This window comes from Nocardiopsis algeriensis (assembly GCF_014203695.1).
Lineage (GTDB): Bacteria > Actinomycetota > Actinomycetes > Streptosporangiales > Streptosporangiaceae > Nocardiopsis > Nocardiopsis algeriensis.
On the sequence record NZ_JACHJO010000004.1, the window covers coordinates 392,821 to 411,753 of the forward strand.

The following is an 18,933-nucleotide window of genomic DNA, read 5'->3' on the forward strand; positions in this document are numbered from 1 at the left end:
CTCAGACGCCTTCCTTCTCGAGGGACTGGGACACCGCGTCCTTCCACGCCATCCAGCCCAGCAGTGCGCACTTGACGCGCGCCGGGTACTTGGACACGCCGGCGAACGCCACGGCGTCCTCCAGCACGTCCTCGTCGGGCTCGCCCCGCCCCCTGGACTGCATGAGTTCGGTGAAGGCGGCCAGGGTCTCCATCCCCTCGGCCACCGTGCGCCCGATCAGCAGGTCGGTCAGCACCGAGGTGCTGGCCTGGCTGATCGAGCAGCCCATGCCTTCGTAGGAGACGTCGCTGACGACGGCCCCGGGACCGAGCCCGGCCTCCCCCTCGGCGGGGGTCAGCGCCACCCGGAGCGTCACCTCGTCGCCGCAGGTGGGGTTGATGTGGTGCGCTTCCGCGTCGTACGGGTCCCGCAGCCCTTTGCGGTGCGGGTTCCGGTAGTGGTCCAGGATGATCTCCTGGTACATCGCATCCAACTGCATGCTGTTCCTTAGCCCCGAACTCCGAAGAACTCCTGTGCGGCGCGGACGGCGTCCACGAGCGCGTCCACGTCCTCCGGGGTGTTGTAGAGGTAGAACGATGCACGCGTGGTGGCGACGATCCCCAGCTTGCGGTGCAGCGGCCAGGCGCAGTGGTGGCCCACCCGGACCTCCACACCCCGGTCGTCGAGCACCTGCCCGAGGTCGTGGGGGTGGATCCCCTCAACCTCGAACGACACCGCGCCACCGCGGTCGACGGTGTCGGCGGGACCGACGATCCGCACGCCCTCGATCGCGCCGAGCCGCTCGAGAGCGTACCCGACCAGCGCGTGTTCGTGGGCGGCGATCCGGTCCATGCCGACCTTCGACAGGTAGTCGCAGGCCGCGGCCAGGGCGACCGCCTGCGGGGTCATCGGCACGCCCGCCTCGAACCGCTGCGGCGGGTCGGCCCACGTGGAGTACTCCATGTGGACCACGCCGATCATCGAGCCGCCGGTGATGAAGGGGGGCATCGCCTCCAGCAGCTCCCGGCGGCCCCACAGGACGCCGATCCCGTTGGGACCGAGCATCTTGTGGCCGGAGAAGGCCAGGAAGTCCACGCCCAGCTCACGCACGTCGACGGGCATGTGCGGCACCGACTGGCAGGCGTCCAGCACCGTCAGCGCGCCGACACGGCGGGCCCTGGCGACGATCTCCCCGACCGGGTTGACCGTGCCGAGCACGTTGGACTGGTGCGTGAAGGCCACCACCTTGGTGCGCTCGTTGACCAGCTCGTCGATGCCGGAGAGGTCCAGTCGGCCCTCGTCCGTCACCGGGAACCAGCGCAGCGTGGCACCGGTGCGCCGGCACAGCTCCTGCCAGGGCACCAGGTTGGCGTGGTGCTCCATCTCGGTGACGACGATCTCGTCACCGGGGCCCACCTGGAAGCGGCGCAGCGCGTCGTCGGCCGTGGCGGCGTTGCCCATCGCGTAGGCGACGAGGTTGATCGACTCGGTGGCGTTCTTGGTGAACACCACCTCGCCGACGTCCCCGCCGACGAACGCGGCGATGGTCTCCCTGGCCGACTCGTAGGCGTCGGTCGCCTCCTCCGCGAGCTGGTGCGCACCGCGGTGCACCGCCGCGTTGTGGCGTTCGTAGAACTCACGTTCGGCGTCGAGCACCTGGCGGGGCTTCTGCGAGGTCGCCCCGGAGTCGAGATACACCAGCGGTCGCCCGTCGCGGACGGTCCGGGAGAGGATCGGGAAGTCCTCCCGGATCGCCGCGACGTCGAGCAGGCCGCTGCCTGCCTGACCGAACTCGCGGACTGTGGTCATGTGCTACGCGCCCACCTTCACGAAGCGCTCGTAGCCCTCGGCCTCCAGCACGTCGGCCAGCTCGGAACCGCCGGACTCGGCGATGCGGCCCTGCGCGAAGACGTGCACGAAGTCGGGCTTGACGTAGTTGAGGATGCGGGTGTAGTGCGTGATGAGCATGACACCCATGTCGTTCGCGTCCTGGGCGCGGTTGATGCCCTCGGAGACGATCTTGAGCGCGTCGACGTCCAGGCCGGAGTCGGTCTCGTCCAGGATGGCGACCTTGGGCTTGAGCAGCTCCAGCTGGAGGATCTCGTGGCGCTTCTTCTCACCGCCGGAGAAGCCCTCGTTGACACCGCGGGCGGCGAACGAGGAGTCGATCGACAGGTTCTTCATGGCGCCCTGGAGCTCCTTGGAGAACTGGCGGAGCTTGGGTGCCTCGCCCCGTACCGCCGCGACCGAGCTGCGCAGGAAGTTGGACATGGACACGCCCGGGACCTCGACCGGGTACTGCATGGCCAGGAACACGCCGGCGCGGGCCCGCTCGTCCACCTCCATCTCCAGGACGTTCTCACCGTCGAGGAGGACCTCGCCGTCGGTGATCTCGTAGCGCGGGTGGCCGGCGATCGCGTAGGCCAGGGTGGACTTGCCCGAGCCGTTGGGGCCCATGATGGCGTGGGTCTCACCGGAGTTGACGGTCAGGTCAACACCCTTGAGGATCTCGCGGCGCTCGTCCTCGCTGATGAGGACGTCGGCGCGCAGACCGCGGATTTCGAACTTCGTCATTTCAGCCTCAGGAATTCTTCTCATCCAGCGACACGAGCACGTCGTCGCCGTCGATCTTCACGTCGTAGGTGGGGACCGGCTGGGTCGCGGGCGGGTTGAGCGGAGCGCCCGAGCGCAGGTCGAAGCAGGAGCCGTGCAGGAAGCACTCGAGCGTGCCGTCCTCGACCTCGCCCTCCGAGAGGCGCACCGCGCCGTGCGAGCACTCGTCCCGCAGCGCGAACACCTCACCCTCGGTGCGGACCAGGGCGATGGGGACCTCGTCGTCGGTCTCGATTCCCAGGACGCCGTTCTCGGGGATCTCGTCGAGTTCGGCGACCTTGGTCCAGCCCTGCGTCTCACTCATGCGCGGCAAGCTTTCGCTCGACCTTCTCCATGACGTGGTCGCGCAGGTCCTGGTCGTCGATGCGGTTGACGATGTCCAGGAAGTAGCCCCGGATGATGAGGCGGCGTGCCTCCTCCTCGGGGATTCCGCGCGAGCACAGGTAGAAGAGGTGGATGTCGTCCAGCCGACCGCTGGCGCTGGCGTGCCCCGCGCCCTGGACCTCACCGGTGAAGATCTCCAGGTTCGGGACGGAGTCCACCCGCGTGTCGTCGGTGAGCTGCAGGTTGCGGTTGTTCTCGTAGGAGTCGGTGCCCTCGGTGCCCTCACCGATGATGACGTCACCGATCCAGACGGTGTGGGCCCCCGCGCCGCTGAGCGCGCCCTTGTAGTCCACCCGGGAGCGGGTGTTGGACAGGTTGTGGTCGATCAGCGAGCGGTGCTCGTGGTGCTGCCCGTCGCCGGCGAAGTAGAGCCCGTACAGCTCGGCGTTGCCGCCCCTGCCGGTGTAGGACACCCGCGGCGACAGGCGGACCAGGTCGCCGCCCAGCGTGATGACGACCGACTTGAAGCTCGCGTCCTTGGCCACCCGCGCGTTGTGCTGGCTGACCTCGACGGCGTCGGTGTCCCACTCCTGGAGACTGACCAGGGTGAGCTTGGCCCCCTCGCCGACGTGGACGTCGAGGCTGCCCGCCCGGACACCGGTGCCGGTGTTGGTGATGATCACGGTCGCCTCGGCCAGCGGCTGCACGTCGATGACGAGCTGCTCGAAGGCGGTGCCGCCCAGGCCCTTGCGGTCGATCGTGATCGCCTTGTCGGCGACCAGCGCGCGCGGCACGGTGACGACCGTGGCCTGCTCGAAGGAGCTGTAGGCCTGCGCGATCACGCGGTCCACGGGAAGGCCCGCGGTACCCAGGCGCTCGTCGTCGCGGCCGACCTGCTCGACGGTGACGCCCTCGGGCGCGTCGATGGTGACCTCGTCGGTACCGTCGGCCTCGCCCTTCCAGTCGTGCAGGCCCTTGAGGCGGCGCAGCGGCGTGAAGCGCCACTCCTCCTCACGTCCGCCGGGGACGGGGAAGTCGCTCACGTCGTGGGAACCGTGGGTGTCCAGCTTCGAGACCGGGATCTGACCCAGACCGTGGCTGTGCGCCTTGGGTTCGGTGTTCGTGGTCGTCAACTTAACCAACCGATCCTTCCATCTGGAGCTCGATCAGACGGTTCAGCTCCAGCGCGTACTCCATCGGGAGCTCACGTGCGATGGGCTCCACGAATCCTCGGACGACCATGGCCATGGCCTCTTCCTCGCCCATGCCCCTGCTCATCAGGTAGAAGAGCTGGTCCTCGCTGACCTTGGAGACGGTGGCCTCGTGCGCGAGCTCGGTGTCGTCCTCGCGCAGGTCGTTGTAGGGATAGGTGTCGGAACGGCTGATCGTGTCGATCAGCAGGGCGTCGCACTCGACCGAGGACTTGGCGAAGTGCGCCCCCTCCTGGACCTGGATCAGGCCGCGGTAGGAGGAGCGGCCGCCGCCGCGCGCCACCGACTTGGAGACGACCTTGGAGGTGGTGTGGGGTGCGCAGTGCACCATCTTGGCACCGGTGTCCTGGTGCTGGCCCTCGCCGGCGAAGGCGATGGACAGGGTCTCGCCGTTGGCGTGCTCGCCCATCAGGTACACGGCCGGGTACTTCATGGTGACCTGGGAGCCGATGTTGCCGTCGACCCACTCCATGGTGGCGCCCTCTTCGGCGACGGCGCGCTTGGTCACCAGGTTGAAGACGTTGTTCGACCAGTTCTGGATGGTCGTGTAGCGGCAGCGGGCGTTCTTCTTGACGATGATCTCGACGACCGCGGAGTGCAGCGAGTCCGACTTGTAGATCGGCGCGGTGCAGCCCTCGACGTAGTGGACGTAGGCGCCCTCGTCGACGATGATCAGGGTCCGCTCGAACTGGCCCATGTTCTCGGTGTTGATCCGGAAGTAGGCCTGGAGCGGAATCTCCACGTGCACGTTCTTGGGAACGTAGATGAAGGACCCGCCGCTCCACACCGCGGTGTTGAGCGCGGCGAACTTGTTGTCGCCGGCCGGGATCACGCTGCCGAAGTACTCCTGGAACAGCTCCGGGTGCTCCTTGAGCGCGGTGTCGGTGTCCAGGAAGATGACTCCCTGGGACTCCAGGTCCTCGCGGATCTGGTGGTAGACGACCTCGGACTCGTACTGCGCGGCGACACCGGCGACCAGGCGCTGCTTCTCCGCCTCGGGGATGCCCAGCCGGTCATAGGTGTTCTTGATGTCCTCGGGCAGCTCCTCCCAGGAGGTGGCCTGCTTCTCCGTGGACCGCACGAAGTACTTGATGTTGTCGAAGTCGATCTTGGACAGGTCCGCGCCCCAGTTGGGCATCGGCTTCTTGTCGAAGAGCTTGAGCGACTTGAGGCGGAGCTTGGTCATCCACTCCGGCTCGTCCTTCTTGGCGGAGATGTCGCGGACGACCTCTTCGTTGAGGCCGCGGCGGGCGGCCGCCCCGGCCTCGTCGGAGTCGGCCCAGCCGTACTCGTAATTTCCGAGCCCTTCGAGCTCGGGGTGCGCGATAGACGTCATGCGCGGACTCCTCCTGGACTCAGACGTCCTTGTGTTGAACTCGGCCGCCGGCGCGGTGTCGGACAGCCTTGGACGCGGGGGTGCCGTGGCCCCCGCCCGCCCCGCCGCCCCGGGGGGTGACGTGCGTGGTGCACACACCGTCGCCGTGGGCGATGGTCGCCAGTCGGCGCACCGGGGTGCCCAGAAGCCGCTCGAAGGCCTCGATCTCTGCCTCGCAGAGCTGCGGGAACTCGGCGGCGACGTGGGCGACGGGGCAGTGGTGCTGGCACAGCTGGTCGCCGCCGCCTGGTGCGGGCGCCCGGCCCGCGGCGGCGGCGTAGCCGTCGTTGGACAGGGCCTCGGCCAGCAGCCGGATGCGCTGTTCGGGAGGAACGGCGTCCAGCTTGGGCTTGTAGCGCCTCTCCAGTTCGGCGACCTGACTGCGGGCGAAGTCGCTGACGGCCTCGGGGCCGGCGGTCTGCGCGAGGAAGCGCAGCGCGTTGGCGGCGAGGTCGTCGTAGGCGTGCACGAAGGCGTCGCGTCCGGCTTCGGTGATGGCGAAGACACGTGCGGGACGCCCTCTGCCGCGGCGGCCGCGGGGCCGCGCGTCGCGGGCCTCGACCATGCCCTCGGCGGTCAGGTTGTCGAGGTGGCGGCGGATGGCCGCCGGTGTGAGCCCGAGACGCTCTCCCAGTTCGGAGGCGGTGATCGGGCCCTGCTCCAGAATGATCCGGGCGACCCGGGCGCGGGTGCCGTTCTCGGCACCGCGCTCCGGTCCGGGCAGGGGCGTGGCGGTCGCGTCGGACACGGTGCTCCCCTCCCTCTCGCGAACACGGCTCATGCTTTTGACAACATCAGTGTGGCTTAAATAAGTCCTCCTGGGCAAACCCGCGCCCATGCGCTTGATCACGAAGGCCAGCCTTGCCTAACAGCGGATTCGCCCACCGCCGGTCTCCGCGTGCAACCCCGCCCGGGGGCTCCGACATTCCTTTTTCCCATGCACTGAGATGCGAATATCACCTCCCGGACATCGTGCCTCACCGGGCCGCTCCCGGAGAGGGGGCGCCACGCCCGGGGCGGTGGGAGGTCCGGGCCGGGCGCACGTAGACTCGGGGCCCATGGACACAGCCGCGGTCGAGGTCGTCGACCTGGTCAAGCGCTACGGCACCACCACAGCGGTCTCGGGACTCACCTTCAGCGCCCGCCGGGGCGCGGTGACGGCCCTGCTCGGACCCAACGGGGCCGGCAAGACGAGCACCATCGAGATCTGCGAGGGGTTCCGCCGTGCCGACGGCGGCCGGGTCAGGGTACTGGGCCTCGACCCCGTGGCCGACGCCGGCGCCCTCAAGCCGCGGGTCGGGGTGATGCCCCAGTCCGGCGGCGTGCCCACCGGCGCCCGTGCGGGCGAGTGGCTGCGCCTGATGGCCTCCTTCCACGCGCGGCCGGTCGACCCCGGCCTCCTCCTGGAGCGGCTCGGCCTGACCTCGGCGGCCCGCACCCCGTTCCGGCGCCTGTCGGGAGGTCAGCAGCAGAGGCTGTCCCTGGCCTGCGCCGTGGTCGGCCGCCCCGAGCTGGTCTTCCTGGACGAGCCGACCGCGGGCCTGGACCCGCAGGCGCGCATGGCCACGTGGGACCTGGTGTCGGCGCTGCGCGCGGCCGGGGTCGCCGTGATTCTGACCACCCACCACATGGAGGAGGCCGAGCGCCTGTCCGACCACGTGGTCATCATCGACCGCGGTGCGGTCGTGGCCGAGGGCACACCGGCCGAGCTGACGGGGAGCCGCCGCGAGGTGTGCTTCTCCACCGCCGCGCCCGTCGACGCCGACGCGCTGCTGTCCACCCTGCCCCCCGGCTCCCGCGTCGGCTCCGCCCGGGCCGCCGGCGACCGCCACGAGTACGTGATCGGGACGGAGGACCCCGAGCAGCTGGGTCCGGAGTTCCTCGCCACGGTGACCGCCTGGTGCGCCTCCACCGGAGTGCTCGCCGAGGACCTGCGCGTGCGGCGGCGTACCCTCGAAGACGTCTTCCTCGAACTCACCGGCCGGGAACTTCGCGAATCATGACCGAGCACACCTCCAGCACCACCGCCGCGGCCGTCCGCCCCGAGCCCGGCGACGCCGCCCTCTTCACGCCCGCGCCCGGGGCCGCGCCGATGTGGCGGATGGTCGCCGCGCAGGCCGGGATGGAACTGCGGGTGATGCTGCGCAACGGCGAGCAGTTCCTGCTGACCATGGTCATCCCCGTCCTCCTGCTGGTGGGCTTCAGCCTCACCTCGGTGCTGGACGTGGGCACCGAGGGCGCGCGGGTGGACGCCCTCACCCCGGGCGTGCTGGCGCTGGCGATCATGTCGACCTCCTTCACCGGGCTGGCGATCGGGACCGGGTTCGAGCGGCGCTACGGGGTGCTCAAGCGGCTCGGGGCCACGCCCCTGTCGCGGTTCGGCCTCCTGGCCGCCAAGACCCTGGCGGTGCTGTGCGTGCAGGCCGTCCAGCTGGTCCTGCTGTGTGCGGTGGCCCTGGCCCTGGGTTGGTCCCCCCAGGCCACCCCGGCGGGCGTGCTCGCGGCGGTGGCGCTCGTGCTGCTGGCGACCGCCGCGTTCAGTTCGCTGGGCCTGCTGATGGCGGGCACTCTGCGGGCGGAGGCCACCCTGGCCGGGGCCAACCTGGTCTACGTGCTGATGCTGGGGCTGGGAGGGGTGCTCTTCCCCGTCAGTGCCTTCCCCGGCCCGATGGAGCAGGCCGTGTCGGTACTGCCCGTCACCGCGCTCGGTTCGGGCCTGCGGTCGGTCCTGGCCGAGGGATCGCTGCCGGGTCTGGGCGCCTTCGCCGTCCTGGCCGCCTGGACCCTGGTCTGCGGGCTGCTGGCCGCCCGCCTGTTCCGCTGGGAGTGACGACCGGCATCGGGGAGGGGCCCGCCCCGCCGTAGCATGACCACATGGTCGACATGGACGCGGTAACCGAGATTCTTCGCGATGCGGCACGGGAGGCCATCCTCCCCCGCGCACGCGCCCTGGCCGACGGGGATGTCGTCGAGAAGTCCCCGGGCGATCTGGTCACCGTGGCCGACCGCGAGGCCGAGGAGCTGATCAGCGCCCGCCTGCGCGTGCTGCTCGACGTCCCCGTGGTGGGCGAAGAGGCCGTCCACGCCGACCCCGGCCTGCTGCGGGCCCTGTCCACCGAACCGACGGTGTGGGTGGTCGACCCGGTGGACGGAACGCGCAACTTCGTGCACGGCTCCGACCAGTACGCGGTGATGGTGGCCCTGGTGCACGGCGGCCGGGCCGTCGCCGCCTGGATCCTGCACCCGCCCACCGACCGCGTCTACACGGCCGAGCTCGGGTCCGGCACCTGGCGCGACGGAGAGCGGATCCACCGCGAACCCGCGGGCGCCGACCCCGCGCGGCTGCGCGGATCGGTACGCCTCCACGCCATGGAGCCTCCGGAGCGGCAGGCCATCGCCGAGTCCTCCCCCCTGTTCGCCTCCGTGTGGCCGGGGACGCGCTGCGCCGGGATGGACTACGCGCTCCTGCTGGAGGGCGAGGAGGACTTCGCGCTCTTCCAGCACACCCTGCCCTGGGACCACGCCCCGGGGGCCCTGCTGCTGGCCGAGGCCGGCGGCGTGTCCCTGCGGCTGGACGGCAGCCCCTACCGGCCCGGCGACGACACCGTCGGCCTGCTCAACTCCGCCGGCGAGGCCTGCTGGAAGACCGTCCGCTCCCTCCTTCTCGACTGACTCAGCCCAAGGGAAGGAGGCGCCACTGCTGGTGCGGATGCCCCTCGTCCTTGGTGTGGACGATGAGGGCACCGCCGTCGGGCGAGCCGTCCTGGGGGGTCAGGGCCTGGCCGGTGGCGCGGTTGACGAGGCGGACCACACCCTCGCCCGCCTCCACCACGGTCCAGTGCTGGTTGCTGGCCCCGGCACGGGGAATCAGCGTGGCCACGGGGTCGGCGGAGGCATCGGTGGAGACCTGCAGGATCTTGCCGCTGGCCACGCCCTCGATCTCATAGAAACCGCCCTCGACCGGGACGAACCGCCACTGCTGGTTCTCCCCGTCGTGGCGGTCCCACAGGTGGACGTGGGCGCCGTCGTCGGTCGAGGCGCCGGCGACGTCCATGGTGCGTCCGCCGTGCACGTTCTGCAGCACGTAGGCGGTCCCCGGCACGATCCCGGCCGGGTGAGCGGGCTCGGAGGGCTCCTCGGACGGCTCCTCCACCGCCTCCTCCGTCGGAGGAGGCGGAACGAGGGTGTCGGAGACCACCTCCATCTCCGCGGACCCGCTCCCGGCGGTCTCGGCGAAGATCAGTCCGCCGGTGTAGCCGCCGATGACGGCGATCAGGAGGAGTGCCAGGGCCCCGGCCGCGAGGGGCCAGTGGGGCACATACCCCTCTGCCGAGGGGCGGGGGGCGGGGGCACGGCGTCGGGAGGACATGGCAGAAAGCTCCAGCGGGGTACGGTTCGGGTGCCTCGTCCGAAGCATTCCACACCATTTCTCCGGTTCCTTGCACGTTCTGCTGTCCGTCAGCGCATCGGCGGCATCGGTAGAGTCCCGCCCATGGAAGCCATCGGAGTGCCCTGGTTCGTCGCCGTGCGCCAGTTGGGGCCGCCCCTGTTCCTCCTGGCCGCGGGCGGGCTCCTTCTCTGGCTGCGGCCTCCGGCCAGGCCCGGACCGGTAGTGGCGGCCCTGGCCACCAACCTGGTGGCGGCGGCTCTGCCCTTCCTGTGGATCGGTCTGCAGACCCTCACGGACCAGGCGGAGAAGACCGTGTACGGACTGGTCATGACACTGCTGCAACCCTCCGTGGCGACAGCCGCCTGGCTCCTGCTCCTGTGGGCGGCGACCGGCCCGGCCCGCAGGCGGGAGGAGGAGCCCGACACGGTCTCCGAAACATAGGATGAACGATCATGGGCACCCCGACCGCTCCTCAGGCGCCGTTCTCCCTGCGATCCGCGGCGGAGGCGGTCCCTCCGGTCTGGCTGGTGCTGGCCGGTATCGTCTCGGTGCAGACCGGTGCCGGGGTCGCCAAGAGCCTGTTCGAGGCGCTGCCGCCGGCCGCGGTGGTGTGGCTGCGCCTCCTCGCCTCGGCCGTGCTGCTGGCCGTACTGGCGCGCCCGGCCCTGCGGGGTCGCAGCCGCGGCGACTGGGCGGTCGTGCTCGGCTACGGCGCCGCGCTGGCGATGATGAACTTCTTCATCTACCAGGCGTTCGCGCGCATCCCGCTGGGCATCGCCGTGACCATCGAGTACCTGGGGCCCCTGGCCATCGCGATCCTGGGCTCGCGCCGCAGGGTCGACCTCCTGTGGGCGCTCCTGGCCGGTGCCGGGGTGGCCGCGCTGAGCCTGGAGTCGGGGGCCCTGGACCCCCTGGGCGTGCTGTTCGCCGTCCTGGCCGCCGTGTCCTGGGCGGGCTACATCCTGATGAGCGCGGCCACGGGCCGGCGCTTCAGCGGCACGTCGGGGCTGGCGATCGCCAGTGTGGCCGGCGCTCTGCTCGTCGCCCCCGCGGGCATCGCCGAGGGCGGGGCCGCCCTGCTGGACTGGCGCCTGCTGCTGCTCGGCCTGGCGATCGGTGTGCTGTCCTCCGTGATCCCCTACACACTGGAGCTGACGGCCCTGCGCCGGATGCCGCCCCGGGTGTTCGGCGTCCTGATGAGTCTGCAGCCCGCCGCGGCCGCCCTGATCGGCCTGGTCCTGCTGGGTGAGCTGCTGACCGTGTGGCAGTGGCTGGCGGTGGCGTGCGTCATCGCGGCCAGCGCGGGCTCCACCCGCACCTCCGCCGCGGAGAAGGGGTGAGCCTCCCCAGAAGGGCGCGTCGCCGCAGGTCGGAATCGTCACCGCGGCCGACGCCCGCCCCCGCCCTTGCGCCGCGCACCAGCGCACCACTGGTTGCACGACGGCCGGACGAGCCCGTGCCATGGGCCCTGTCACCTCGCGTTTTGCAGGCGGGGGGTCGGTCGCACGATGGTCGGAGAACGTACTACGCTCTGTCGTATGTCTGATTCCCCGGTGTCCCCGGCAACAGCCATGACCGATCTCCCCCCGCTCGCGGCGGAGGACATCGTCCTGCTCGGAGCCCCCCTGTGGGTCTGGCAGGTCGTTGCCGCGGTGGCCGGGGTCCTGGCACTCGTGCTGCTCGCACGCAGCATCTGGAACCCCACCCCCGGATCGCTGCGCGCCTGGGCCGCGGCCAACATCGCGGTCAACGCCGGCATCGCCGTCACCGGCGCCGTCGTACGCGTGACCTCCTCCGGCCTGGGCTGCTCCGAGTGGCCGAGGTGCACGCCCGAGAGCTTCGTGCCGATCGACACCGGGCACAGCGCGTTCAACGCCGCCATCGAGTTCGGCAACCGGACGCTGACCTTCATCGTGCTGGCCGTGGCCGTCATCGTGGTCGTCGCCGTCCTGCGCAGCCGCCCGCGCCGCCGCGACCTGCTCCGGATGGCCCTGATCGTGCCGATCGGCGTCGTGGGCCAGGCGGTCGTGGGCGGTATCACCGTCTGGAGCGGCCTGCACCCCGCCTCCGTCGCCGCCCACTTCCTGCTGTCCATGGTGATGACGTTCGTCACCGTGGCGCTGTACGTGCGCTGCCAGGAGCCGGAGGGCAAGCCGCGGGTCACGGTCGCCCCCATGCTGCACACCGTCGCCGTCGGCCTCGTCGTGGTGGGCTTCCTCCTGCTGGTGGCGGGCACCGTGGTGACCGGCACCGGGCCGCACGGCGGCGACGCGGCGGCCCCGCGCTGGGACTTCGCGATGGTGACCGTCACGCGCCTGCACTCGGCCCTGGCCTGGCTCACCCTGGCGGGATCGATCGGCGCCCTGGTCCTGGCCCTGCGCACCGGCGCCGGCCGCGCCACCCGGCTCAGCAGCGTGCTGCTGGTCGCCGCCGTGGCCCTGCAGGGGCTCCTGGGCTACGTGCAGTACGCGCTCGCCCTGCCCGAGGCCCTGGCGGTGCTGCACGTGCTCGGTTCGGCGCTCGTCTGGATCGCGATCTCACGCCTGTACTTCTCCACCACCAGCCTGGTGCCTGCGGGTGAGGAGATCAGCGGGGATCCGGTCGGCCGTGCCGCGGAACGTAGTCCTGCTGAGCCCTCGCCTGGGCGATGACATGGGCGAAGTCGGCGCGGCGCAGGAACCCTGAGTCGGTCGGCTTCTCCGCCCAGCCGGGGACCACCGGTCCGGGCAGGCGCCCCAGGAAGGTGTCCCGGGCCACGTGCATGAGCGCGAGGAAGGCGTCGCGGCGCACCTTCCAGTCGTCCTGGTGGAACCCGGCGTCGCGTCTCTCGTGCAGCAGTGCCAGCTCGGTGGCGGCCAGCTGGTACTCCCGCATCGCCTCGCGGCCCTTCGGCCCGGCCTTGCGCGCCGCCCACTCGCGCGCCTTGCGCCGCCCGCCCAGGCTGCTGAGCATGGTGATGTCCTCGGGCGTGACCAGTCCCGTGGAGACGTAGGCCGGCAGGTGGAGGCCGATCGCGGCGACCTGTCCGCGCCGGTCGTGCGCGGCCAGCGCGAGGATGCCCACCAGCACCGCGAACAGCACCAGGTAGGCCAGGCCCAGACCGGACCAGCCGAAGTGGGCCGAGCCGTTCCACATGCCGTGGAGCACGACCGCCAGCACCCATCCCGCCACGGGCGCGAACATGCGCGCCGTGCCCCGGTGCATGGCCGCGTAGGCGACGCCGATGCCGATCATCGCCGTGTAGACCGGGTGTCCCAGGGGCGCGACCAGGCCGCGGATGGCGAAGGTGGCCATGAGGGTGCCGTCGAAGAAGGCGCTGAGGAAGTACAGGATGTTCTCGGTGAAGGCGAAGCCGGTGGCCACCATCCCCGCGTAGACCACGCCGTCGGTGAAGGTGTCGATCTCGTGCCTGCGCCTCCAGAGCAGGATGAGCAGCACCAGGCCCTTGGCGCTCTCCTCCACCAGGGGCACGACCACCGCGGTTCCCACCAGGCTGCCCGTGTCCGGTCCGAACAGCGGGACGGTGATGTTGGCCAGGCCCCAGGTGTTGAGCAGCAGGGACGCCACGACCGCCACGCCCGCGCCCCAGGCGAAGGCGAAGAACAGGACCCAGCCCGGTTCGGGCTCGATGCGGTCGAGCATGAGGATGAGCGGGACCAGGATGCCCGCCGGGACGACGGCGGCGACCACGGCGACGGCGAACCCGGTGGCGCCGTCGATGCCCGCCGCGGCCCCGCCCGCCATGGCGAGCAGCCACAGGTAGCCGAGCATCCCGCACATGCACACCAGGCTGACGGTGATCCCCAGGAGGAGGGTCATCGAATGGCGGGAGCGGCGGCCCTGGAGGATGGCCTTGCTGTCGAGACGGGGCATGGGCACCGATCGTAGCGGGAGTGGCGCCCGGGGCCGCCCTGACCTCCCCTTCCGGGGCCGGGACCGGCATGCTCCGGCCCAGGTCGCCGGCCGGGGCCGGCGGCTCCGGGCAGAAGGGGCGGCGGAGGGCCGGCGTCCGGCCCTGGCGGCGGGAGCGCGCTACCGGGTACGGTCGTCGGGTGATGTCCATGACACGGTACGAATGTCCGCTGCACGGGGCGGGAGTGGACCCCGCGCGTCTGATCGGGCGCCGCGTGAGGCAGGTCGTGGCCGCATGGTACAGATACGACGGCCAGTACACGGCCGAACCGATCGATCTCTGGCTCATCGACGACCTCGACGAGGTCTTCCACCTGACGACCGGCTCCGACTGGTGTCTGATGGTGGACGACCATGCCCCCCACTCGGGTTACGACATGGACGTGTACGGCATCGTGGAGGTCGCACCGTGGACGCGCGGGTCGCCGTTCGTCCCTCATGCGGGAGAGCCTGTCACCGCGGTACACGAGAGGTTCGATGCCGACACCGGCCGCATCGGCCTGGAGATCGTCTTCCCGACGGGCAGTGTCACGTACGGGGGTTGGCGCGGAGACCTGCATCTGGTGGACCGGTCGCCGAAATGACCCCGGCCGTGACCGGTCCCGTCACCACCGCACAGGCCCTCCCCGAGGTCCGAGGACGCCGGAACCGCCGGCCTCGTCGGCCGGGTATCCGCCGGCGGATGTGCGGGGCCGACGCGATATCGCGTGGCCGGGGAGGGCCGGGCCGCCTGTCGTGACCGCCATGGCCCACCTCTCCCTCGACGCCCTGCCTCCGACGCTGCCCACCCGGATTCCCGGCGTGTCCCTGCGCGTGCTCACCTCCGCCGACTCTGCCGAATACAGGGCCCTCCTGCGGGCCAACCGCGCCCATCTGACCCGCCACGGCGACTTCACCGACCAGGTCGGGGCGTCCGCGGAGGAGATCGAGGAGGAACTGGCCCACCCCGGCGAGAAGGAGCGCGCCTACGGCATACGGTTGCACGGCACCCTGGTGGGCCGGGTCGGCATCATCGCCGTCGCTCCGCCCCACTACGGCCTGGGATACTGGCTCGCTCAGAACGCCACCGGGCACGGCAGGGCGAGCGCGGCCTGCGCCGCGCTCGTCGAGAGTGCCTCCGCCGTCCTGGGCGCCACGGACATGTTCGCCGGTGTCACCCACGGCAACGACTCCAGCGCCGCCTTGCTGCGCAGACTCGGGTTCACCCCGGTCGCGGAGTTCCCCACCTACACCCGGTTCCGTCTGGCGCTGACACCCCCGGGTCGGCAGGGGCCCCGAGCCCTCCGGCCCTGACAGCGGGTGCCGCGCTGCGGCAGAAGCGGAGCGGCGGCCCCTCCCCTCGGGAAGGACCGCCGCGAAGCGTGCTCGGGCCCGGTCAGGCCAGGATGTTCGCGATGAGCGGGTCGATGGTGACCGCCGTGAACAGCAGCGCCAGGTAGGCGTTGGAGAGGTGGAAGAAGCCCATGGTCTTGAGCTTGGCCCCGCTCACCCCCGCGCGGGAGCGGCTGAGCAGGCGGTGCGCCTGGACCACCAGCAGGGCCCCGAGCACAATGGCGGCCGCCCCGTAGAACCACGTGGTGCCCGCCACCGGCCAGAACAGGACCGAGACGGCCACGGTGGCCCAGCTGTAGAGGACGCACTCCAGCAGGACGCGGCGGTCGCCGGCGACGACGGGGAGCATGGGCACCTTGGCCTGCGCGTAGTCCTCCCGGTAGCGCATGGCCAGGGTCCAGGTGTGGGGCGGCGTCCAGAAGAACACGACCAGGAAGAGGACGAACGGCGCCCAGTCCAGGCTGTTGGTGACGGCCGCCCAGCCGATCAGGACCGGCATGCACCCGGCGATGCCGCCCCACACCACGTTCTGCGCGGTGCGGCGCTTGAGCAGCAGGGTGTAGACGAAGATGTAGAACAGGATCGCGAAGACCGACAGCGCGGCCGACAGCACGTTCACCAGCAGGGCGAAGCCCACCGTGGACCCGACGGCGAGTACCAGCCCGTAGACGAGGGCCCCTCGCGGCGTCACCAGGTCCATCGCCCCCGGGCGCTGGCGGGTGCGGCGCATCTCGCGGTCGATGTCGCGGTCGATGTAGCAGTTCATCGCGTTCGCACTGGCCGCCGACATGGTGCCGAACAGCAGGGTGTACACGGCGGTCCACAGCGGGGGGGCTCCCCCGGCGGCGACGAACATCACCGGAATGGTGGTGATGAGCAGCAGCTCGATGACGCGGGGCTTGGAGAGGGCGACGTAGGCGCGGACGTAGTCACCCGGCGAGGCCTTGCGGGAGGGCTCGGGAGCGGGGACGTCGTGCGCCGTGCGAACGGTGCGGTTGGTGAGGGCCATCGGTTATCGCGTCCCCATGGCCGGGGAGTTCGTTCTCGTCCCCTCGGGGGGCACCGGCTCGGTTTCAGACACGCGGATACCTCGACAACTCTTGGGATGACTGCTCGCCACGCGGGGCCGGAGGACCTGACACAGCGTCAGGATCAGCGGAAACCCCGTCAACGACATACTGTAGTACTTCCTCTCCGGGGTCGGAGACCACCCCCCTCGGTACGAAAGGCCCCGACCCTCGGGCCCTTCGCCGGTTCCCCGCGGCGCGAGTGACAGCAAGGGTCGCACACGCCCCGTCCCCCTCCAACCTGCCACGCACCGGCCGCGCCGAGCCCGCGTTCCGGGTCGGCAGGCATGCTCCGCCCCTTCCTGGGTAGCCGCCGGTCGAGGGGAGGTGTCGGGCAACGACATCCGGCGGACCGGACGATAGGCTCGCACACGGCTGAATCCGTCGCTGCCATCCAGGCGCGACAACCGCTGTCCGGGCGGCCTCAGGCAGCGTGCCGCACCCTGACAACCGCATCTGCCCCCGCGCTCCCCCGGTCCCGCCCGTGGGCGGAGCAGCCTCAGGAGTGCCCGGCAGCGGTCCGACCGACGCAAGACCGAGACCACACACCCCGCCCGGTTCCCGGGCAGGGGTGCCTGAGAAGGAGAACGAGAGTCCGTGAACACCCACGCCCCGCAAACCCTGGAGTGGTCGGACCTCGACCGCAGAGCTGTCGACACGGTCCGCGTGCTGGCGATGGACGCGGTGGAGAAGGCGGGCAGCGGACATCCCGGCACCGCGATGAGCCTGGCCCCTGCCGCCTACCTTCTGTTCCACAAGGTGATGCGGCACGACCCGTCCACTCCTGACTGGATCGGCAGGGACCGCTTCGTCCTGTCCGTCGGCCACTCGAGCATGACCCTGTACAGCCAGCTCTACCTGGCCGGGTACGGGCTGGAGCTGGAGGACCTCAAGTCGCTGCGCCAGTGGGGCAGCAAGACCCCCGGCCACCCCGAGGTGCACTTCACCACCGGCGTGGAGACCACCACCGGCCCGCTGGGCCAGGGTGTGGGCAACGCGGTCGGCATGGCGATGGCCGCCCGGCGCGAGCGCGGCCTGTTCCACCCCGACGCCGGCCCGGGCACCAGCCCCTTCGACCACCGCATCTACGCCTTCTGCTCCGACGGCGACGTCCAGGAGGGTGTCAGCCACGAGGCCAGTGCCCTGGCGGCCACCCAGAACCTGGGCAACCTCATCATGATCTGGGACGACAACCGGATCTCCATCGAGGACGACACCCGTATCGCGCACAGCGAGGACGTCGCGGCGCGCTACCGCGCCTACGGCTGGCACGTGGAGGAGGTCGACTGGACCGCCACCGGCACGTACGTCGAGGATGTCGAGGCCCTCTACCAGGCCGTTCTGCGCGGCCAGGCCGAGACCGAGCGGCCCACCTTCATCCGCCTGCGCACCATCATCGGCTGGCCCGCACCCAACAAGCAGAACACCGGGGCGATCCACGGTGCGGCCATGGGCGCCGACGAGATCTCCGCGACCAAGAAGATCCTGGGCGTGCCCGACGAGCCCTTCGCCGTCGAGGACGAGGTGATCGAGTACACCCGCAAGGCCGTCGAGCGCGGCCGCCGGGCCCGCGAGGAGTGGCAGGTCGGGTTCGACGCCTGGCGCCAGAGCGCCGGGGACAGGGGCGAGCTGTTCGACCGGCTCCAGGCCGGCAAGCTGCCCGAGGGCTGGGAGAAGTCCCTCCCGGTCTTCGAGCCGAGCGAGAAGGGCATCGCCACCCGCGCCGCCAGCGGCGCGGTGCTCAGCGCCATCGCGCCGGTCCTGCCCGAGCTGTGGGGCGGCTCCGCCGACCTGGCCGGCTCCAACAACACCACCCCCAAGGGCGAGCCGTCCTTCCTGCCCCACGAGCGCGCCAGCAAGATGTTCCCGGGCGACCCCTACGGGCGCGTCCTGCACTTCGGCGTCCGCGAGCACGGCATGGGTTCGATCCTCAACGGCATCGCCCTGCACGGCCCGACCCGGCCCTACGGGGGCACGTTCCTGGTCTTCAGCGACTACATGCGCCCGGCGGTCCGCCTGGCCGCGCTGATGGAGATCCCGGTCACCTACGTGTGGACGCACGATTCCATCGGCCTGGGCGAGGACGGCCCCACGCACCAGCCGGTCGAGCACCTGTGGGCACTGCGCGCCATCCCGGGCCTGGACGTGATCCGCCCCGCCGACGCCAACGAGACCGCCGTGGTCTGGCGCAGGATCCTGGAGACGGTCGACCACCCGGCCGCGCTGGCGCTGACCCGCCAGAACGTCCCGACCCTGGACCGGACCGAGTACGCGCCGGCCGAGGGCGCGCTCAAGGGCGGCTACGTGCTGGCCGAGGCGAGCGGGGGCACCCCCGAGGCGATCGTCATCGCGACCGGCAGCGAGGTGCAGATCGCCCTGGCGGCCCGTACCGAGCTGGAGAAGGCCGGCACCCCGACGCGCGTCGTGTCCATGCCGTGCGTGGAGTGGTTCGACATCCAGAGCGAGGAGTACCGCGAGCAGGTGCTGCCCTCGTCGGTGCGCGCCCGCGTCTCCGTCGAGGCCGGCATCGCCATGGGTTGGCGCTCCTACGTCGGCGACGCCGGCGTCTCGGTCAGCCTGGAGCACTTCGGTGCCTCCGCCTCCTACCAGAGGCTCTACGAGGAGTTCGGCTTCACCGCCGAGGCCGTGGTCGAGGCCGTCCGTTCGAGCATCGCCAAGGCCGGAAACTGACGTCGCGGGGCCCGTCGGCCTCGGCCGGCGGGCCCCGCT

General features: G+C 71.1%; 19 protein-coding genes. 9 read left to right on the top strand and 10 right to left on the bottom strand.

Annotated elements, in window-relative coordinates:
- Position 1: 1 nt before the first annotated feature.
- Genes sufU through FHS13_RS08355 form a run of 7 tightly spaced genes read right to left on the bottom strand, consistent with a single transcriptional unit; the run spans position 2 to position 6,283 of the window.
- Positions 2-478, bottom strand: coding sequence for a Fe-S cluster assembly sulfur transfer protein SufU (gene sufU, locus FHS13_RS08325; RefSeq protein WP_184290076.1), 477 nt, complete (start codon positions 476-478; stop codon positions 2-4).
- Positions 479-486: 8 nt separating this feature from the next.
- On the bottom strand, positions 487-1,788 hold the full coding sequence (locus FHS13_RS08330; RefSeq protein WP_184290078.1) for a cysteine desulfurase: 1,302 nt from the start codon (positions 1,786-1,788) through the stop codon (positions 487-489).
- Positions 1,789-1,791: 3 nt separating this feature from the next.
- A complete protein-coding gene (gene sufC / locus FHS13_RS08335) occupies positions 1,792-2,553 on the bottom strand; it encodes a Fe-S cluster assembly ATPase SufC (protein ID WP_184290080.1) in 762 nt (253 codons plus the stop codon).
- A 7-nt stretch (positions 2,554-2,560) separates the two neighbouring features.
- A complete protein-coding gene (locus FHS13_RS08340; protein ID WP_184290082.1) occupies positions 2,561-2,896 on the bottom strand; it encodes a non-heme iron oxygenase ferredoxin subunit in 336 nt (111 codons plus the stop codon).
- Positions 2,889-4,049 carry a Fe-S cluster assembly protein SufD gene (gene sufD, locus FHS13_RS08345; protein ID WP_184290084.1) on the bottom strand — a complete coding sequence of 387 codons (1,161 nt, stop codon included), beginning with the start codon at positions 4,047-4,049 and terminating at the stop codon, positions 2,889-2,891. The genes FHS13_RS08340 and sufD overlap by 8 nt, the downstream gene beginning before the upstream one ends.
- 1 nt (position 4,050) lies before the next feature.
- A complete protein-coding gene (gene sufB / locus FHS13_RS08350) occupies positions 4,051-5,463 on the bottom strand; it encodes a Fe-S cluster assembly protein SufB (protein ID WP_184290086.1) in 1,413 nt (470 codons plus the stop codon).
- A gap of 19 nt (positions 5,464-5,482) precedes the next feature.
- Complete coding sequence (locus tag FHS13_RS08355; RefSeq protein WP_184290087.1) at positions 5,483-6,283, bottom strand: helix-turn-helix transcriptional regulator; 801 nt, start codon at positions 6,281-6,283, stop codon at positions 5,483-5,485.
- 277 nt (positions 6,284-6,560) lie between these two features.
- Here FHS13_RS08355 and FHS13_RS08360 point away from each other — a divergent pair, with 277 nt between their 5' ends.
- Genes FHS13_RS08360 through FHS13_RS08370 form a run of 3 tightly spaced genes read left to right on the top strand, consistent with a single transcriptional unit; the run spans position 6,561 to position 9,174 of the window.
- Positions 6,561-7,505 (top strand): ABC transporter ATP-binding protein, encoded by a 945-nt coding sequence (locus tag FHS13_RS08360; RefSeq protein WP_184290089.1) that lies wholly within the window; start codon positions 6,561-6,563, stop codon positions 7,503-7,505.
- The gene (locus FHS13_RS08365) at positions 7,502-8,332 is read left to right on the top strand and encodes an ABC transporter permease (protein ID WP_184290091.1); all 831 of its coding nucleotides are present in this window, start codon (positions 7,502-7,504) and stop codon (positions 8,330-8,332) included. Before FHS13_RS08360 ends, FHS13_RS08365 begins: the two co-directional genes overlap by 4 nt.
- A gap of 44 nt (positions 8,333-8,376) precedes the next feature.
- Positions 8,377-9,174: an inositol monophosphatase family protein gene (locus FHS13_RS08370; protein ID WP_184290093.1), complete on the top strand. Its 798-nt coding sequence runs from the start codon at positions 8,377-8,379 to the stop codon at positions 9,172-9,174.
- Position 9,175: 1 nt separating this feature from the next.
- Here FHS13_RS08370 and FHS13_RS08375 read toward each other — a convergent pair whose 3' ends face one another.
- On the bottom strand, positions 9,176-9,871 hold the full coding sequence (locus FHS13_RS08375) for an RICIN domain-containing protein (RefSeq protein WP_184290095.1): 696 nt from the start codon (positions 9,869-9,871) through the stop codon (positions 9,176-9,178).
- 123 nt (positions 9,872-9,994) lie between these two features.
- Here FHS13_RS08375 and FHS13_RS08380 point away from each other — a divergent pair, with 123 nt between their 5' ends.
- The 3 genes from FHS13_RS08380 to FHS13_RS08390 all read left to right on the top strand — a co-directional run bounded on the left by FHS13_RS08380 (position 9,995) and on the right by FHS13_RS08390 (position 12,543).
- A complete protein-coding gene (locus FHS13_RS08380; RefSeq protein WP_184290097.1) occupies positions 9,995-10,333 on the top strand; it encodes a hypothetical protein in 339 nt (112 codons plus the stop codon).
- A gap of 11 nt (positions 10,334-10,344) precedes the next feature.
- Positions 10,345-11,232, top strand: coding sequence for an EamA family transporter (locus FHS13_RS08385; protein WP_184290099.1), 888 nt, complete (start codon positions 10,345-10,347; stop codon positions 11,230-11,232).
- A gap of 198 nt (positions 11,233-11,430) precedes the next feature.
- Complete coding sequence (locus FHS13_RS08390) at positions 11,431-12,543, top strand: COX15/CtaA family protein (RefSeq protein WP_184290101.1); 1,113 nt, start codon at positions 11,431-11,433, stop codon at positions 12,541-12,543.
- Here the strand turns inward: FHS13_RS08390 and FHS13_RS08395 are convergent.
- Positions 12,479-13,765, bottom strand: coding sequence for a PrsW family intramembrane metalloprotease (locus tag FHS13_RS08395; RefSeq protein WP_184290103.1), 1,287 nt, complete (start codon positions 13,763-13,765; stop codon positions 12,479-12,481). The two genes, FHS13_RS08390 and FHS13_RS08395, sit on opposite strands and share 65 nt — an antisense overlap.
- Positions 13,766-13,953: 188 nt before the next feature.
- Here FHS13_RS08395 and FHS13_RS08400 point away from each other — a divergent pair, with 188 nt between their 5' ends.
- Both FHS13_RS08400 and FHS13_RS08405 read left to right on the top strand, forming a co-directional pair.
- A complete protein-coding gene (locus FHS13_RS08400; RefSeq protein WP_221442524.1) occupies positions 13,954-14,388 on the top strand; it encodes a hypothetical protein in 435 nt (144 codons plus the stop codon).
- A gap of 160 nt (positions 14,389-14,548) precedes the next feature.
- On the top strand, positions 14,549-15,097 hold the full coding sequence (locus FHS13_RS08405; protein ID WP_184290107.1) for a GNAT family N-acetyltransferase: 549 nt from the start codon (positions 14,549-14,551) through the stop codon (positions 15,095-15,097).
- Between the two features lie 82 nt (positions 15,098-15,179).
- Here the strand turns inward: FHS13_RS08405 and FHS13_RS08410 are convergent, their stop codons facing one another.
- Positions 15,180-16,145: a heme o synthase gene (locus FHS13_RS08410; RefSeq protein ID WP_184290110.1), complete on the bottom strand. Its 966-nt coding sequence runs from the start codon at positions 16,143-16,145 to the stop codon at positions 15,180-15,182.
- 655 nt (positions 16,146-16,800) lie between these two features.
- On the opposite strand from FHS13_RS08410, the gene tkt reads away from it, so the two are divergent.
- Entirely contained in the window at positions 16,801-18,894 is a 2,094-nt protein-coding gene (tkt, locus tag FHS13_RS08415; RefSeq protein WP_184290112.1) for a transketolase, read from the top strand.
- The last annotated feature ends 39 nt before the right edge of the window (positions 18,895-18,933 follow it).

Excerpts from the sequence above, each read along its gene's own strand:
- FHS13_RS08380 (WP_184290097.1), top strand. The coding sequence starts at position 9,995 with ATGGAAGCCATCGGAGTGCCCTGGTTCGTCGCCGTGCGCCAGTTGGGG.
- FHS13_RS08385 (WP_184290099.1), top strand. The coding sequence starts at position 10,345 with ATGGGCACCCCGACCGCTCCTCAGGCGCCGTTCTCCCTGCGATCCGCG.
- FHS13_RS08340 (WP_184290082.1), bottom strand. The coding sequence starts at position 2,896 with ATGAGTGAGACGCAGGGCTGGACCAAGGTCGCCGAACTCGACGAGATC.
- FHS13_RS08410 (WP_184290110.1), bottom strand. The coding sequence starts at position 16,145 with ATGGCCCTCACCAACCGCACCGTTCGCACGGCGCACGACGTCCCCGCT.
- FHS13_RS08370 (WP_184290093.1), top strand. The coding sequence starts at position 8,377 with ATGGTCGACATGGACGCGGTAACCGAGATTCTTCGCGATGCGGCACGG.
- sufU (WP_184290076.1), bottom strand. The coding sequence starts at position 478 with ATGCAGTTGGATGCGATGTACCAGGAGATCATCCTGGACCACTACCGG.
- FHS13_RS08365 (WP_184290091.1), top strand. The coding sequence starts at position 7,502 with ATGACCGAGCACACCTCCAGCACCACCGCCGCGGCCGTCCGCCCCGAG.
- FHS13_RS08405 (WP_184290107.1), top strand. The coding sequence starts at position 14,549 with ATGGCCCACCTCTCCCTCGACGCCCTGCCTCCGACGCTGCCCACCCGG.
- FHS13_RS08395 (WP_184290103.1), bottom strand. The coding sequence starts at position 13,765 with ATGCCCCGTCTCGACAGCAAGGCCATCCTCCAGGGCCGCCGCTCCCGC.
- FHS13_RS08390 (WP_184290101.1), top strand. The coding sequence starts at position 11,431 with ATGTCTGATTCCCCGGTGTCCCCGGCAACAGCCATGACCGATCTCCCC.
- FHS13_RS08330 (WP_184290078.1), bottom strand. The coding sequence starts at position 1,788 with ATGACCACAGTCCGCGAGTTCGGTCAGGCAGGCAGCGGCCTGCTCGAC.
- FHS13_RS08400 (WP_221442524.1), top strand. The coding sequence starts at position 13,954 with ATGACACGGTACGAATGTCCGCTGCACGGGGCGGGAGTGGACCCCGCG.
- FHS13_RS08355 (WP_184290087.1), bottom strand. The coding sequence starts at position 6,283 with ATGAGCCGTGTTCGCGAGAGGGAGGGGAGCACCGTGTCCGACGCGACC.
- FHS13_RS08375 (WP_184290095.1), bottom strand. The coding sequence starts at position 9,871 with ATGTCCTCCCGACGCCGTGCCCCCGCCCCCCGCCCCTCGGCAGAGGGG.
- sufB (WP_184290086.1), bottom strand. The coding sequence starts at position 5,463 with ATGACGTCTATCGCGCACCCCGAGCTCGAAGGGCTCGGAAATTACGAG.
- FHS13_RS08360 (WP_184290089.1), top strand. The coding sequence starts at position 6,561 with ATGGACACAGCCGCGGTCGAGGTCGTCGACCTGGTCAAGCGCTACGGC.
- sufC (WP_184290080.1), bottom strand. The coding sequence starts at position 2,553 with ATGACGAAGTTCGAAATCCGCGGTCTGCGCGCCGACGTCCTCATCAGC.